Consider the following 15,897-nt stretch of genomic DNA (forward strand, 5'->3'; position numbering starts at 1 on the left):
CTATTTCAGAAACTGAAATAGTTTGCAAAGGGTTCGACCTCCGGGCCGATTACCCTGTGTGCACGCACACCGGCGGGAGAAGGGAGACAGAGGTGACCGAGCGCTCGACCGACGCGGCGCCCACCGATCGCGACCGCGACGACCTCGAGACGGCGATCGCCCGTGACATCCGCGCGCTCAGCGCCGTCTCGGACCAGATCTCGCACCTCTTCGCCCATTCGAACGATCTGCGCCCCAACGACTTCCGCGCCCTCATGCATATCGCCACCGCCGACGCGGAAGGAACACCCCTCACCGCCGGACGACTCGGGGCGCTGCTGGGCGTCTCCCCCGGCGCGATCACCTATTTGATCGAGCGCATGATCGAGTCGGGCCATATCGAACGCGAAGCCGACGACACCGACAAACGCCGAGTGCTACTGCACTACAGCGACCACGGCATGACCGTGGCCGCAGGCTTCTTCACCCCCATCGGCCTGCGAACCCGAACCGCACTCGCCGACCTCCCCGACTCCGACCTGCAAGCCACGCACCGCGTCCTGACCGCCATCGTCGGCGCCCTCCGCGACCACAGCGCCGAGATCACGTCCGAACCGGACAGAAACCGATAGGCACTGTCGTACGCCCACCTTCGACCCGATACCTCAGCCGGCCAGGAATTCCAGGCGATTGCCCACCGGATCGGTGGTGTGGAAACGGCGGCGGCCGGGGATCCCGGCCGGATCCGCCCATCGGACCACGTATCCGGCCGCCGTGACCGCCTCCGCCGTCGCGACGGCTGGTGCTACCGCACATCGGGCTGGGCGAAACCGTCCCCGCGCCCTCCTACCGGCGTCGTCCGCGCATCCGCTCTCGACGTACTGTGGCCGTCGTGGCGCCCGCAGAAATCCCCGAACCCGTGCCCGACTCCGCGGAGTTGGCGAGGGCGTGCGGGAGCGATATCGCCGAGCTCACCGCCCGGCTCATGGCGGCGGTGTTCACCGACAACCCGGAGTGGACCGACTATTCGGCGGTGAGCAGAACCGACCTGCGGGACGGATGCCGGCGGTTCCTGACGCGGGTACTGGAGTTGCTCGCGACGAAGGGGGCCGGCGCCGAGCGCGACGATGTGGCCGCCGCGATCGGCCGCCAGCGCGCCGCGCAGGGTGTTCCGCTCGAGGCCATGCAGCGCACCTTCCGCCTGGGCGGGCGCATCGTGTGGGAAGCGCTGATGGATCGTGCCGGCAATATGTCATCTGCCGATTTCCGTGAAATCGGGACCGCGATGTGGGCGGTTGTCGACGGGATGTCCTCGGCGCTGGTGACCTCCTATCGCGGCGCCGAACTCGACCGGGTTCGACGCGACGAGCGCCGCCGCCACGCCCTGATCGAAGACGTCCTCTCGGGACGTGGTCGCGATGCCGCCTTCGCGGCGTATGCGGCGCGGGAACTCGACCTTCCCGCCGGTGGTGGCTACTTGGTGGTCGTCGCTCGCGGGGAGCCGCAGCCGCTGCGGCCGGGCACCGAAAGTGCGTTGGCGGCCATGGGGATTCGTTCGGTCCGCCACGATCGGGGTGATTACACGGTCGGCATCGTGGCGCTCGAACAGCATTCGCCGCAGCAGGTGGCGGAGCTGCTGGGGCCGCTCGTTCTCGGACGCGCGGGGCTCTCCCCGGCGGTCGACGGTGTGGCCGAGATCGACGTCGCCCACGCACTCGCCACGCTGGCACTCGATACCGCGCCGCGAGCCCGCGAAGCCACCCTCACGCTGCTGGACGATCGCTACCCGGAAGCCTTGCTGGTGCGCGCGCCCGACCTGGCGCAGCGATTGGTCCAGCGGTGCTTGGGCCCGATTCTGGCGCTGCCCGCCAGAGAGCGCGACATCCTGCTGCGCACGCTGACGGTATGGCTGGCCGAGAACTGCTCGGCCGCGCACGCCGCACCGCTGTTGCACTGCCATCGCAACACCGTCATCAACCGGCTCCAGCGCGCCGCGACGCTGCTCGGGCGGCCGCTCGAGGGCCGGCGCCACCAATTCGAACTCGCCCTCGCGCTCACCGCCCGCGACCTGCTCGATCACTCCGCCGGCTGAACGTTTCGCGCGGCGCGGGCGGAAGCGATATTGGGCGCAGCGCCCAATCGCGGGTCGCAAAACCTGGGCTTGCCGGGAATTGTCCGGCGCCCGTCCGCGGATAAGACTCCACACCTGATGGCCCACACCGCAACCGGGTTCGGGTCACGCGATTCAGGACGAGGAGCACCACAAGTGCCGGAATTCGATCTCTTGATCATCGGTGGCGGGCCGGGCGGGTACGTCGCCGCGATCCGCGCGGCCCAGCGCGGCCTGCATGTCGCCGTGGTGGAGAAGGAACGCCCGGGCGGGGTGTGCCTGAACTGGGGTTGCATCCCCACCAAGGCCATGCTGCGCTCGGCGGAGGTATTCGAAACACTGAGCGCCGCAGCTGATTTCGGTGTGCACGCCGACAACGTGCGGTTCGACTTCGCGGCCGTGCGCCGGCGCAAGGACGGGATCGTCGGCAAACTCACCGGCGGCGTGGCCGGGCTCCTGCGGGCCAACGGCGTCACCGTGATCGAGGGGCACGCCCGTTTCACCGGACCGACCACGGTCGAGGTATTCGAGCCGGGTCCCTCGCCGGTCTTCGCCGACGGTCCGCGCTACGCCGCGGCCCCGACCGGGACCCCGACGCGAACCGTGACGGCCACCGACGTGATCGTCGCGACCGGGTCCGTGCCCGCGGTCCTGCCCGTGCCGGGCGCCGACCTGCCCGGCGTGATCACCTCCGACGGCGCGTTCGGGTTGACCGAGGTGCCGCGGCGGCTGGTCGTCATCGGCGGCAGCGCGGTCGGCGTCGAATGGGCCGGCCTGTTCGCCGCCTTCGGCGCCGAAGTGACCGTCGTGGAGGTGCAGGACCGGCTGGTTCCCGCGGAGGACAGCGAGATCGGCGCCGCGCTGGGCCGCTCGTTCACCGAGCGCGGCATCACCGTCCTGACCGGCTGCACCGTCACCGGCATCGACCGGATCGGTGAGGCGCTGGCGGTCGACGTGAGCGGCGCGACGACTCGGAAGGTCGCGGCCGACGTCGTGCTCGTCGGTGTGGGACGACGACCGAACACCGCCGACCTCGACCTGAAATACGCCGGAATCGACACCGACGCACGAGGTTTCATTCCGGTCGACGACCGGCTGCGGACCACGGTCGAGCACGTCTACGCCATCGGCGATGTCACCGGAAAGGCGCTGCTGGCCCACGTGGCCTCTCACCAGGGACTCACCGCCGCCGACGTCATCGCCGGTCACGACGCCCACATCGACTACACCGTCATCCCCGCGGCGACGTTCACCCATCCGGAGATCGCGAGCGTCGGCCTCACCGAGGACGCGGCTCGCGGCGGCGGCCACGAGGTGGTCACCGCGAAGTTCCCGTTCGCCGCGCTCGGGCGAGCCGAAGCGCTCGGCGATACCCAGGGCTTCTGCAAGATCGTGGCCGGGGCCCGCCATCGGGAAGTGCTCGGCGTGCACATCATCGGCCCCTCGGCGAGCGACCTGATCGCCGAAGGGGCGCTGGCGATGTCGCTCGAAGCGACGCTCGACGAACTCGCCGACACCATCCACGCCCACCCCACCCTCGGCGAGATCGGTATGGAAGCGGCCCTGACCGGGCTCGGCCTGCCGGTCCACATCCCGCCGCGTTCACGTTGAGGAGCACCACCGTGACTACCACAACCCCACAGAAGGCCACGCGCACGTCGTCCCGGCGCGCACCGAAACAACCGGCCGTGACCACCGAGACGACCGGGATCGCATCGAGCGAATCTCTGCCGGACGACCGAACCGCCTCCCAGACAGCATCATTCGACGCACGAGTGGCGGCCGAGGACCCCGGCACGCTGCGCAAGCTCTATCGCGACATGCTGTTCGTGCGCCGATTCGAGGAGCGCACCGCGCAGAGCTACCAGCAGGCCCAGATCGGCGGCTACTGCCACCTCAACCTCGGCGAAGAGGCCACCGTGATCGGCCTCGGCGCGGCGATGCGGCCCACCGACTACCTGTTCACCAACTACCGCGAACACGGCTACGCGCTCGCCAAGGGCATCGGACCCGGCCGGGTCATGGCCGAACTGTACGGCCGCTCCACCGGCACCTCCAAAGGGTGGGGCGGATCGATGCACATGTACGACACCCAGACCCGGCTGCTCGGCGGCTACGCCATCGTCGGCGGCCAGGTACCGCTCGCCGTCGGCGCCGCACTGGCCATCGACTACCGCGGCGGCGACGACGTCGTCGTCTGTCAAATGGGTGAGGGCACAACCAATATCGGCGCCTTCCACGAATCGCTGAACCTGGCCGCGCTGTGGAATCTGCCGATCGTCTTCCTGGTGGTCAACAACCAGACCGGCATGGGCACCACCGTCGAGAAGTCCTCCGCCGAACCCGATCTGTGGAAGCGCGCCGCCGCCTACCGCATGCGCGGCGAACGCGTCGACGGCACCGATGTCCTCGCCGTTCGCGATACCGCCGGGCAGCTCATCGACACCGCACGCCGTGAGGGAAGGCCGGCCCTGCTGGAGGCGGTCAGCCACCGCTTGAAAGGCCACTCGGTGGTCGATCCCGCGAAATACCGCACCGAGGAAATGGTCACCGCGGCGCGATCCCACGACCCGATCGAGATCTGGAAGAGCGCGCTGCTGAAAACCGGCGCACTCAGCGAAGATTCGGCCACCGCCCTGGACGCGGAGATCATCGCCGAGGTCGCCGCCGCCGTCGAGTTCGCCCACACCAGTCCGCACCCACAGCCGTCGAGCCTGTTCGACTACACCTACGCCACCCCGGTCCCCGGCGATTCCCGCCGCCTGCCCGCCGACCCGCTCTTCACCGCCTGAGGATCACCCGTGCCTGTCATGACCTACCGCGAAGCGCTGCGCGAGACCCTGCGCGAGGAAATGCGCCGCGACGACGACATCTTCCTCATCGGTGAGGAGATCGGCGTCTTCGAAGGCTCCTACAAGATCACCGCCGGACTGCTGAACGAATTCGGCGACAAGCGAGTTCGCGACACCCCGATCGCGGAGGAAGGGTTCGTCGGCGCGGCCATCGGCGCCGCCATGCTGGGGTTACGCCCGGTCGTGGAGATCATGACGATCAACTTCTCGCTGCTGGCCCTCGACCAGATCGTCAATCACGCCGCCAAGATCTACGGCATGTTCGGCGGGCAGACCAGTGTGCCGATGGTCATCCGCACCCCGGGCGGCGGCGGACAACAACTCGGCGCCACCCACTCCCAGAACATCGAGCTCTACTACGCGTTCGTGCCCGGCCTCAAAGTCGTCGCGCCCAGCACCCCCGCCGACGCCCGCGCCCTGCTCAAAGCCGCCATCGACGACGACGATCCGGTGCTGTTCCTGGAGAACCTGTCGCTCTACAACACCAAGGGCGAGGTACCGGACGACCTCCCGCCCGCGCAGATCGGCAAGGCCGCTGTCACCCGCGAGGGCACCGACATCACACTCATCGGCTACTCGCGGATGGCCACGGTTTGCACTCAGGTCGCGGAAAGACTTGCCACCGAGGGTATTTCCGCCGAGGTGATCGACCTGCGCAGCCTCCGGCCGCTCGACCGCGACACCCTCGTCCGCTCGGTCCGCACCACCGGATGCGCGGTCGTCGGGGAGGACGACTGGCTCACCTACGGCATCGGCGCCGAAATCGCGGCCTCGATCTCCGACGGCGCCTTCGACTATCTCGATGCCCCCGTGCGCCGCGTCGCCATGGCCGAAGTGCCGCTCCCCTACGCCAAGCCGCTGGAGAAGCTGGCCCTGCCGTCCGTCGAATCGCTCTATACCGCCGCCGTCGAAACCCTTGCGGCCGTGGGCAAGCGACGCTGAGAGGAAAGACCGTTGTCCGACATCACCATGCCCCGCCTCTCCGACACCATGGAAGACGGCGTCGTCGCCACCTGGCTCAAACAGGTCGGGGACACCGTCACCCGCGGCGAAGTACTCGCCGAAATCGAAACCGACAAGGCCCTGATGGAACTCGAGGCCTACGACGACGGCATCCTCGAACGCATCATCGCCGCACCCGGAACCCGCGTGCCGATCGGCGAACCCATCGCCATCCTCGGCGACGGCAGTGGAAGCGCTGCGTCACCCGCGCCGTCTTCGACTGTTCAGCGGACCGAGGCCGCATCGGCACGGCAGCACACCGAGCAACCGCAAGCGCCGGCAGCGTCCGCTGCGTCCTCCGCCTCGGGCGCCGTCCGCCGCAAATCCTCGCCGCTGGCGCGCAAGATCGCGCAGGAACTCGGTGTCGACATCACGACCGTCACCGGAACCGGCCCCGGCGGCCGCATCACCCGACTCGACGTCGAAAACGCCCACACCGCAAGCTCTTCCGACACATCGCACACGACCGCCGCACCGGAACACACGGAACCGGGCACCACCGCCACGCCGGCAACAGGCGACTACGACGAAATCCCGCTGAGCACCATCCAGCGCGTCTCCGCCACTCGCCTCACCGAGAGCAAACAGCAGGCACCACACATCTACCTGACCAGCGCCATCGACGTCACCGAACTCCTCACCTTCCGCACCCGGATCAACGAGACACTCGCCGGCGCCGGAGCCGGCAAGGTCAGCGTCAACGATCTGCTCGTCAAAGCCGTCGCCACGGCACTGCGCGCCAACCCCGCGGTCAACGTCTCCTTCGCCGGTGACACCCTGCGCCGCCACCACGGCATTCACCTCGGGGTCGCCGTCGCCACCCCCGCCGGCCTGCTCGTTCCGGTCATTCGCGACGCCGACCGCAAAACGGTGTCGGCCATCGCCGCCGAAACCCGCGACAAGGCCGAACGCGCACGCGACCGCAAACTCCGCGCCGAGGAGATGACCGGCGGCACCTTCACCCTCTCCAACCTCGGCATGTACGGCATCGAACACTTCACCGCCGTCATCAATCCGCCCGAAGCCGCCATCCTCGCGATCGGCGCCGCCACCGACGAACTGCGACTCGACGGCGACGAGGTCGTGAGCCGAAAGGTCCTGCGCGTCACCATGTCCGCCGACCACCGCGCCATCGACGGAGCCGTCGCCGCGCAATTCCTCGCCCAACTGAAGGAGCTGGTCGAGCACCCGCTGCGGATCGTGACCTAGGGTCACGACGATGTTCGCGGGTCCCGGGAGTTCCAGAAAATGATCTGAAATGCGTTCCAACCGTCGAGTCGGCCGCGGGAACGGCGGTCAACCGAAGGCACGGTCCACATTACGAGTCGGGGCACGAGAATCCTGTGGATCGCGCGCGCACAGCGCGCAATACGGAGAGTGATCGACATGATGGGGCGGCACAGCACGTGTCCCGGACCTCGTCCCATCGCTGCGGCGCGTATGTCGTCGGATGAGCGGTGACCAGGCCGCGTGGGCAGCAGGCGGAGTGCGCGTTGTTACTGTTTCTCATGACCAACGACGCGCACCGGCGTAGGGAACAGCTGCGCGAGTTCCTCCGCGGTCGCCGGGAGCGGCTCACCCCCGCCGAGGTCGGGCTCGCGCCGGGCGGGCGGCGCCGCACGCCGGGACTGCGGCGCGAGGAGGTCGCACAGCTCGCCGGGGTCGGCGTGTCCTGGTACACCTGGCTCGAGCAGGGGCGCGATATCACGGTGTCGGCAGACGTGCTCGACGCGGTCGCGAGAGCACTGCGATTGACCGAGTGGGAGCTGGCCCACCTGTATGTCCTGGCCGGGTTGAACCCGCCTCGGGCCGTGGCGGATCGGGACGCGCGGGTCACCGAGGAACTGCGGCACCTGCTCACGGTATGGTCGCCGCGGCCCGCGGTGCTGCGTGACCGGTACTGGAACATCCTGGCCGTCAACGCCGGCGCGCGCACGGCCTTCGGCTACGACTGCCACGACTACAACTGTCTCGTCTCGTTCTTCACCAACGCGAGCTACCGGCAGATGCATCCGCACTGGATCGCCGCCGCACCCGCGGTCGTCGCCGCCTATCGTGCCGATGCGGCGCAGGGCGACCCCGAATTCGATCGGGTGATCACCGAACTCTGCACGGTCAGCACCGAATTCGCCGAATTGTGGGCACGGCACGACGTGGGCGCCCCGACGCAGGCGGTACACGCGGTGCGCCATCCGGACGCGGGCGACCTGTACTTCGACACCACCACGCTGATCGTCGCGGACCATCCCGATCTACATCTGGTGCTGTACAACCCGCGGCCGGGCACCGAGACCGAGCAGCGACTCGGCCTGCTGACGCCGGAACGGTCGGCCGCACCCGCATAGCCTGGTGGCAGTGATCCCACGTTGACCTCGCACTGGTTGTCCAGGGCGATCGTCGGCAGGCTTCTCGGCATGGCACACAACAGATTCGACGGCAAGATCGCACTGGTCACCGGCGGTACGAGCGGTATGGGACTGGCCACCGCGCGGCGTTTGCGCGACGAGGGTGCGCGAGTGATCGTCACCGGCCGCGACCAGGCACGGCTGGCCGCGGCCGCCGCTGAACTCGGACCGGAGGCGCTCGCGATCACCGCCGATACGACCGATCTCCCGGCTCTCGATGCCCTGTTCGACACCATCCAGAACGGGTACGGCCGGTTGGACGTGCTCTTCGTGAACGCGGGCATGGGATTCTTCCCGCCGACCGGCGCGGTGACCGAGGCCGATTTCGATCGGGTGGTCGGCGTCAACCTCAAAGGGGTGTTCTTCACCATTCAGAAGGCGATCCCGCTGTTGTCCACGGGCGCCGCTGTCGTGATCAACGCCTCGTGGGCACTGCACCGCGGCATGCCGTTCGGCTCGCTCTACTCGGCGACCAAGGCCGCCGCGCACAATCTGGCGCGCACACTCGCAGCGGAATTGGGCGGCAAGGGAATTCGGGTCAATTCGGTGAGCCCGGGATATATCGACACGCCCGCGCTGCGGTCCGAACTGCCCGCGGCCGCGCAGAGCGCGGTGGTCGGCGATATCGTCGCCGGGCGGATCGGCTCGGCCGAGGACATCGCTGATGCGGTGGCATTCCTCGCCTCGCACGAGGCGTCGTACATCACCGGTCAGGACCTGCTCGTCGACGGAGGCCTGGTGCGCCTGGTTCCGGGAACAGCGGCGTAATCGGTCCGCCGGGCGGCACGCTCCCCGGCGACTCCGGTCGAGTGCGCACGGTGGACGAAATGGCCACTACGGCGTACGAGCTTGCGCTACGGGAGGATGGAATCGACGTATCCACCGTCGACGCGCAGGGCGCCCCCGGTGGTCGCCGAGGCGAAGGGCGAACTGAGGTAGACGACCATATTGGCGATCTCCTCCGGCTCGATCAGCCGTTGGATCAACGATTGCGGCCGATGCTCGCGCATGAACTCCCGCTGCGCCTCGTCCCACGGCAGGTCGCGGTCCACGAGTTGATAGACGAAGTCCTCCACCCCGCCGGTGTGGGTCGGACCGGCGATGACGGAATTGACCGTGACGCCGGTGCCGGCCGCATCCTTGGCGAACCCGCGCGACAACGCCAGGATCGCCGTCTTGGACACACCGTAGTGAATCATCTCCTCGGGGATGACCACGGCCGAATCACTGGCGATCTGAATCGCCCGCCCCCGGCCCCTCGCGATCATCCCGGGCAGATAGGCACGAATCAATCGAGCGGCCGACAGCACATTGACCTCGAAGATGTCGCGCCACTGGTCATCCGAGATCTCCCGGGCCGGCACCGCACCGAAAATCCCCAGATTGTTCACCAGGACATCGACCTCGGGAAGTTCCGTCAGCAACTGTTCCACTCCCGCGGTGGTCGTGACATCGGCGGCGACACCGATCACGTCACCCCCCGCCTCCCGCAGCGCGGACACCGCGCCCTCGACCCGATCCGCAGTCCGGCCGTTCACCGCGACCCGAGCACCGCTGCGCGCCAGCCCACCGGCGATCGCCAACCCGATCCCCTGCGTCGACCCGGTCACCAGCGCGGTCTTACCCGTCAAGTCGATGTGCACAGCTGACACTCCTTCACCGTGGGGGGTGGCCGGGGCAGCTGCCTCCGCCGCCGGCACACAGGCGCGTACACCCGAACCCTACGTGGGCAGGGATGGTTGTTTCGGGACGCGCGAGAGGCGCGGCATCAGCGGTTCGAGCCCAGCGTTACGCGAGCCTCGGCTGGAGCTGGATCTCTGTCAACGGTGCCCTCGACCGAGGTCGGAGGAAGTCACCGATTCGCGCCGGCATTGCCTGTGCCGGCGGTCGGCACACACGACGAAGACCGGAAACCTGTCGTCTCGCGGACGCGGCTCGAAATGCACACGCACCGGCCGATCCGCGAGCAACGGCACCTCTCCCTCCAGCGAGGTGTAGACCCACGGGCCCTCGTCGAGTTCGACGATCGCGACCGTCGACTGAGTCAGCACACCACCCCGGCCGGCACGTTCCACCACCCGCCACGACACGATCGAGCCCTCCCCCGCCGACGGCACCCGTTCCAGGACATCCGACGCACACGAGGAACATCCCGCCGTCAGCGGCGCGTACAACTTGTCACATTTCGCGCATCGCCGGATCATCAAGACCTCTTCCGAGGTCGTCGTGCCGATCTGAGACCTGTGCTGAAGCTTGGGTGCAGACATCGAATCCTCCGCAACGTGACCGATAGAACGCACTCCAGCCTCGTCACCGAGGGGCAGCGCCGCGACGGTAGAACTACCTCCGCGTATACCTATTTCTTGCCGACCGATTGCCTGGTGACGTCGCGTCCCCGTGGAAACAGCCGAATGATGGCATCGCACGTTGGCCACTTATCGGCCACTTCACAGCTCGCGCCACCCGCATGGGGCGCGAGATCGTGGAAGAAAGGATCTTCTACCTGGGAAAATGAAGTGGGCGCAGAGGGGTTCGAACCCCCGACCGCTGGTGTGTAAAACCAGTGCTCTACCACTGAGCTATACGCCCGGACTTCACCGGCCGGGCGGCGGTGAAGATGATGTGCCGCGCGGGCCGGGTGTCCGGGTCCGTGCGCGGCGGTTCATGAATCTAGTGCAGTGAGCGCTTTCTCCCAAGCCGCCTGGTCACGGGGCTCTCCGGGGCCGTTCATTTCGGCGAAACGGATGATTCCGTCCTTGTCCACGACGAAGGTGCCGCGGTTGGGGAAGCCGGTTTTGTCGTTGAAGACACCGTAGGCCTGGGTGACGGCGCCGTGCGGCCAGAAATCCGACAGCAGCGGGAAGGTGTAGCCCTGCTCGGCCGCCCAGATCTTGTGGGTGGGCGGGGGTCCGACGGAGATGGCGAGGATCTCGGCGTTGTCGTTCTGGAACTTCGGCAGTTCGTCGCGCACCTTGCACAGCTCACCCTGGCAGATGCCGGTGAACGCCAACGGGTAGAAGACGATCAGGACATTCTTGTGGCCCCGGTAATCGGCGAGGCTCACATCCTGGTTGTTCTGATCCTTCAGCGTGAAATCCGGTGCGGCCGTACCCACTTCGAGCGGCATGCGCAGTCCTCCTGTCTTCGACGGCGGGCTGTTCCGGTACTCGGCGGCCGCCCGTGCGAAACAATAGTCACGCGGTGGGTCAGCGCTGCTTCGAGGGCGTCTTGGGCTGCATCAGCTTGGTGCCCGTCCAGGTGCCGAGGCTGACCGGTGTGGTCGACGTCAACCCCGCGGTGGGGGCGGATTCGGCGATCTCGCTGGGATCGACATGCCCGGGCCGGCCGGTCTTGGGAGTGAGCACCCATACGACACCGTCCTCGGCGAGCGGACCGATGGCATCCATCAGTTCGTCGACCAGGTCGCCGTCTCCGTCGCGCCACCACAGCAGTACGACGTCGATCACCTCGTCGGTGTCCTCGTCGAGTAGTTCGGAGCCGATCGCGTCCTCGACAGACGCCCTCAACTCGTCTGCGGTGTCCTCGTCCCAGCCCAACTCCTGAACCGCCATGCCGTGGGCAATGCCAAGCTTCTGAGCGTAGTTCTGCGCGTCCGCCGCGGCGACCACGGTGGTGTCCTCCTCAACTCCCGACAACAGATAGTTGCAAGCGAACATGGTTATCGGCCGCAACGCAAGCCGATCCGCCCAAATAACCTCCGAAATGTCGCGGATGCATGCCCCGGAGCGAAGCGCGCAGAGGCGGTTCGCAACGCCCTGAGCGGCCCCGGGACACCCGTTTCCGGCTATCGCGCCGGGCATGCGGTACGCACCGCGTTCAGCGCGTCGTTGACTCGCTTGCTGGCGTCGTTGAGCGTGCCGACGGGCGCGGTGTAGGTCATCTTGCGGGATTCGTCGGCCAGGCCGCGGGCGGCGTTGACGTATTCGGTGAACTTCTGCGCGAGCTCCGGGGGTAACGCGTCGCCGGCGGCGGTGACTCGTCCCTCCACGGTCCGCGCGGCGTCCTCGAGGGTCTGGGCGGCGGAATCGCGCTTGGCGTCCTGGTCGGGGGCGTTCGCGTCGTGCGCGTCGACGAAGTCGTTGTACTTCGTCACCGCGGTACCGGTGGTCTCACGGAACGGATTGCAGTTGTCGGCGACGGCTTTCGTCTGTGCGGCAGCCTTTTTCGACGAGGTGGCCGCGGCCGAGGACGCTGCCATCTCGGTGCGGAACGCGGCCGCGTCCGCCTGGTTCACCGTCGCGGTACCGTGGACAGCGGTAGAGCATCCTGCCACCACCAGTCCGGTGCCGACCGCCAAGGTCGCGCACATCAGTCCGAACCCACGTGGGTTCAGCAGTTTCATCGTCCTCCCCGCTTCTCGAGCAGTCGAAAGAATGTTCTGTGGCGAGCTTCGCTGCAACGAGCGTCACAGCCTAGCGAACGGTACTGGATTTACGGCTGACATGATGACCTGGGACGCATCATCGACAAGGATGTGAGGTGCGCCCCAAACCGTGAGCGACGGACGGCCCGCACACCAGCGGTGCTGCCCGGGGTTAGAGCCATCAGCTTGTCCACCCCTGTACGAGGAGCATTGATTTTGACCGACCTGATGCACCCGATTTCGTCAAGTTCTGCATCCGACCCCGAGCCGACGAGCAGCAACGGTTCCGCCGACCACCAGTCGGCGCCCGCCCGCCCGGCCGGTGCGCGGGTGCGCGTGATCCGCGAGGGGGTGGCGTCATATCTACCGGACATCGACCCGGAGGAGACGAGCGAGTGGCTCGATTCCTTCGACGAGATGCTCGAGCGCGAAGGCCCCGGCCGCGCGCGCTATCTGATGCTGCGCCTGCTCGAGCGCGCCGGTGAACGTCACGTCACCATTCCGTCGTTGACCTCCACCGATTACGTCAACACCATCCCCACCGAGAACGAGCCCTGGTTCCCCGGCGACGAAGAGGTCGAGCGCCGCTACCGCGCCTGGATCCGCTGGAATGCCGCGGTCATGGTGCACCGCGCGCAGCGGCCGGGAATCGGTGTGGGCGGCCATATTTCGACCTACGCGTCGTCCGCGGCGCTGTACGAGGTCGGCTTCAACCACTTCTTCCGCGGTAAGGACCATCCCGGCGGCGGCGATCAGATCTTCATCCAGGGCCACGCCTCCCCCGGCATCTACGCCCGTGCCTTCCTCGAGGGCCGCCTGACCGAAGATCAGCTCGACGGCTTCCGCCAGGAATACAGCCACGGCGGTCCGGGACACGGCTTGTCGTCCTATCCGCATCCGCGGCTGATGCCCGATTTCTGGGAATTCCCCACGGTTTCCATGGGCTTGGGCCCGATGAACGCCATCTACCAGGCCCGCTTCAACCACTACCTGCACGATCGCGGGATCAAGGACACCTCCGATCAGCATGTGTGGGCCTTCCTCGGCGACGGCGAGATGGACGAACCCGAATCGCGCGGTCTGCTGCAGGTCGCGGCGTTGGAGGGGCTGGACAACCTGACCTTCGTCATCAACTGCAACCTGCAGCGGCTCGACGGCCCGGTCCGCGGTAACGGCAAGATCATCCAGGAACTGGAATCGTTCTTCCGCGGCGCGGGGTGGAATGTCATCAAGGTGATCTGGGGCCGCGAGTGGGACGCGCTGCTGGGCGCCGACCGCGACGGCGCACTGGTCAACCTGATGAACTCGACCCCGGACGGCGACTATCAGACCTACAAGGCCAACGACGGCGCCTACGTGCGCGAGCACTTCTTCGGCCGCGATCCGCGCACCAAGGATCTGGTGAAGGACCTGACCGATCAGCAGGTCTGGAACCTCAAGCGCGGTGGCCACGACTACCGCAAGATCTACGCGGCCTACGCGGCGGCGCTGGCGCATCAGGGCAAGCCGACGGTGATCCTGGCCAAGACCATCAAGGGTTACGGCCTGGGCAAGCACTTCGAGGCGCGCAACGCGACGCACCAGATGAAGAAGATGACGCTCGACGATCTGAAGGCGTTCCGCGATGTGCAGCGCATTCCGATCACCGACGCCCAGCTCGAGGCCGATCCGTATCTGCCCCCGTACTACCACCCGGGCATGGATTCGCACGAGATCGGCTACATGCTGGACCGGCGCCGCGCGCTGGGCGGCTACCTGCCCGAACGACGTTCGGCGGCAAAGCCTTTGCAGCTGCCCGGCGACGCGCCCTACGCCTCGGTGCGCAAGGGTTCGGGCAAGCAGAACGTGGCGACCACCATGGCGTTCGTGCGGCTGATGAAGGAACTGTTGCGCGACAAGGAGATCGGCAAGCGCATCGTGCCGATCATCCCGGACGAGGCCCGCACCTTCGGTATGGACTCGTGGTTCCCCTCGTTGAAGATCTACAACCGCAACGGACAGCTGTACACCTCCGTCGACGCGGAGTTGATGCTGGCCTACAAGGAAAGCCAAGTCGGCCAGATCCTGCACGAGGGCATCAACGAGGCCGGGTCGACCGCATCGTTCACCGCCGCCGGCACGTCGTACGCCACCCAGGGCGAGCCGATGATCCCGCTCTACATCTTCTATTCGATGTTCGGGTTCCAGCGCACCGGCGACGGACTGTGGGCGGCCGCCGACCAGCTGGCCCGCGGTTTCGTCCTCGGCGCGACCGCCGGGCGCACCACGCTGACCGGTGAGGGTCTGCAGCACAACGACGGCCATTCGCTGTTGCTGGCCTCGACCAATCCGGCGGTGGTCGCCTACGATCCGGCGTTCGCGTTCGAGATCGCCCATATCGTCCGCGACGGCCTGCGCCGGATGTATGGGGGCGGGCGGCCGCAACTCGGCCCGGGTGGGACCCTCGCCTCGGAGACGCCCGGTACCCATCCGGTGATGCCGAACGACACGTTCGGCGGCGAGAACGTCTTCTACTACATCACCCTCTACAACGAGCCGTATCAGCAGCCGGCCGAGCCGGACGACCTCGACGTCGAGGGCCTGCTGAAGGGCATCTACCTGTACCGCCGCGGCGGCGGTAACGATGACGCGGCTCGCCGCGGTGGCGATGTGCGCGCCCAGATCCTGGTCGCGGGTGTGACGCTGCCCGACGGCCTGCGCGCGCAGGAGCTGCTGGCGCAGGACTGGGGTGTGCAGGCGGACGTGTGGTCGGTGACCTCGTGGAGCGAGCTGCGCCGGGAGGCGCTGGCCAAGGAGATCCACACGCTGCGCCATCCGGACGCCGGAACCGACGCGCCGTACGTGACGCGGGTGCTGTCGCAGGCGCAGGGGCCGTTCGTGGCGGCATCCGACTGGATGCGCGCGGTGCCGGACCAGATCCGCAAGTGGGTCCCCGGCGACTACACCACGCTGGGCACCGACGGATTCGGGTTCTCCGACACCCGGCAGGCGGCGCGGCGGGTGTTCAACGTCGACGCCGAATCCATCGCCCTGGCGGCGCTGGAGGCCCTGGGACGCACCGGCGGTATCGATCCGGCGGTGGTCGCGCAGGCCGCGGCCCGCTACCGCATCGACGACGTCGATGCCGCACCGAAATCGATGAGCAGCGAAGAACAGCTCGCGTGA

Annotated in this window: 14 protein-coding genes and 1 tRNA gene; 9 read left to right on the forward strand and 6 right to left on the reverse strand. The window is 67.6% G+C overall.

Annotated features, from left to right (window positions below; all coding sequences use genetic code 11):
* Window positions 1-92: 92 nt before the first annotated feature.
* The 8 genes from NMI01S_RS20530 (at window position 93) to NMI01S_RS20565 (ending at window position 9,116) form a co-directional block, all read left to right on the forward strand.
* Window positions 93-611 (forward strand): MarR family winged helix-turn-helix transcriptional regulator, encoded by a 519-nt coding sequence (locus NMI01S_RS20530; RefSeq protein ID WP_062999470.1) that lies wholly within the window; start codon window positions 93-95, stop codon window positions 609-611.
* A gap of 260 nt (window positions 612-871) precedes the next feature.
* Entirely contained in the window at window positions 872-2,071 is a 1,200-nt protein-coding gene (locus NMI01S_RS20535) for a PucR family transcriptional regulator (RefSeq protein ID WP_062999938.1), read from the forward strand.
* 174 nt (window positions 2,072-2,245) lie between these two features.
* The gene (gene lpdA, locus NMI01S_RS20540) at window positions 2,246-3,700 is read left to right on the forward strand and encodes a dihydrolipoyl dehydrogenase (RefSeq protein ID WP_062999472.1); all 1,455 of its coding nucleotides are present in this window, start codon (window positions 2,246-2,248) and stop codon (window positions 3,698-3,700) included.
* Between the two features lie 11 nt (window positions 3,701-3,711).
* The gene (gene pdhA / locus NMI01S_RS20545) at window positions 3,712-4,881 is read left to right on the forward strand and encodes a pyruvate dehydrogenase (acetyl-transferring) E1 component subunit alpha (RefSeq protein WP_245716946.1); all 1,170 of its coding nucleotides are present in this window, start codon (window positions 3,712-3,714) and stop codon (window positions 4,879-4,881) included.
* 18 nt (window positions 4,882-4,899) lie between these two features.
* Window positions 4,900-5,883, forward strand: coding sequence for an alpha-ketoacid dehydrogenase subunit beta (locus NMI01S_RS20550; protein WP_218021076.1), 984 nt, complete (start codon window positions 4,900-4,902; stop codon window positions 5,881-5,883).
* Between the two features lie 12 nt (window positions 5,884-5,895).
* Window positions 5,896-7,152 (forward strand): dihydrolipoamide acetyltransferase family protein, encoded by a 1,257-nt coding sequence (locus NMI01S_RS20555; RefSeq protein ID WP_174554550.1) that lies wholly within the window; start codon window positions 5,896-5,898, stop codon window positions 7,150-7,152.
* Window positions 7,153-7,400: 248 nt separating this feature from the next.
* Complete coding sequence (locus NMI01S_RS20560) at window positions 7,401-8,288, forward strand: helix-turn-helix transcriptional regulator (protein ID WP_245716947.1); 888 nt, start codon at window positions 7,401-7,403, stop codon at window positions 8,286-8,288.
* A 69-nt stretch (window positions 8,289-8,357) separates the two neighbouring features.
* Window positions 8,358-9,116, forward strand: coding sequence for a glucose 1-dehydrogenase (locus NMI01S_RS20565; RefSeq protein WP_062999478.1), 759 nt, complete (start codon window positions 8,358-8,360; stop codon window positions 9,114-9,116).
* 86 nt (window positions 9,117-9,202) lie between these two features.
* Here NMI01S_RS20565 and NMI01S_RS20570 read toward each other — a convergent pair whose 3' ends face one another.
* From NMI01S_RS20570 to NMI01S_RS20595, 6 genes are all read right to left on the reverse strand, one after another.
* Window positions 9,203-9,991 carry an SDR family NAD(P)-dependent oxidoreductase gene (locus tag NMI01S_RS20570; protein ID WP_062999480.1) on the reverse strand — a complete coding sequence of 263 codons (789 nt, stop codon included), beginning with the start codon at window positions 9,989-9,991 and terminating at the stop codon, window positions 9,203-9,205.
* 177 nt (window positions 9,992-10,168) lie between these two features.
* Window positions 10,169-10,615, reverse strand: a complete 447-nt coding sequence (locus NMI01S_RS20575) for a Zn-ribbon domain-containing OB-fold protein (RefSeq protein ID WP_062999482.1) — start codon at window positions 10,613-10,615, stop codon at window positions 10,169-10,171.
* A gap of 250 nt (window positions 10,616-10,865) precedes the next feature.
* Window positions 10,866-10,937 (reverse strand) — tRNA-Val (locus NMI01S_RS20580).
* Window positions 10,938-11,010: 73 nt separating this feature from the next.
* Window positions 11,011-11,475: a peroxiredoxin gene (locus NMI01S_RS20585; protein ID WP_062999484.1), complete on the reverse strand. Its 465-nt coding sequence runs from the start codon at window positions 11,473-11,475 to the stop codon at window positions 11,011-11,013.
* A 79-nt stretch (window positions 11,476-11,554) separates the two neighbouring features.
* On the reverse strand, window positions 11,555-11,977 hold the full coding sequence (locus tag NMI01S_RS20590) for a DUF3052 domain-containing protein (RefSeq protein ID WP_062999944.1): 423 nt from the start codon (window positions 11,975-11,977) through the stop codon (window positions 11,555-11,557).
* A 176-nt stretch (window positions 11,978-12,153) separates the two neighbouring features.
* Entirely contained in the window at window positions 12,154-12,711 is a 558-nt protein-coding gene (locus NMI01S_RS20595; RefSeq protein ID WP_062999486.1) for an Rv2240c family protein, read from the reverse strand.
* A 237-nt stretch (window positions 12,712-12,948) separates the two neighbouring features.
* Here NMI01S_RS20595 and aceE point away from each other — a divergent pair, with 237 nt between their 5' ends.
* Window positions 12,949-15,897 carry a pyruvate dehydrogenase (acetyl-transferring), homodimeric type gene (gene aceE, locus NMI01S_RS20600; protein WP_062999488.1) on the forward strand — a complete coding sequence of 983 codons (2,949 nt, stop codon included), beginning with the start codon at window positions 12,949-12,951 and terminating at the stop codon, window positions 15,895-15,897.

The organism is Nocardia mikamii NBRC 108933 (assembly GCF_001613505.1).
GTDB lineage: Bacteria > Actinomycetota > Actinomycetes > Mycobacteriales > Mycobacteriaceae > Nocardia > Nocardia mikamii.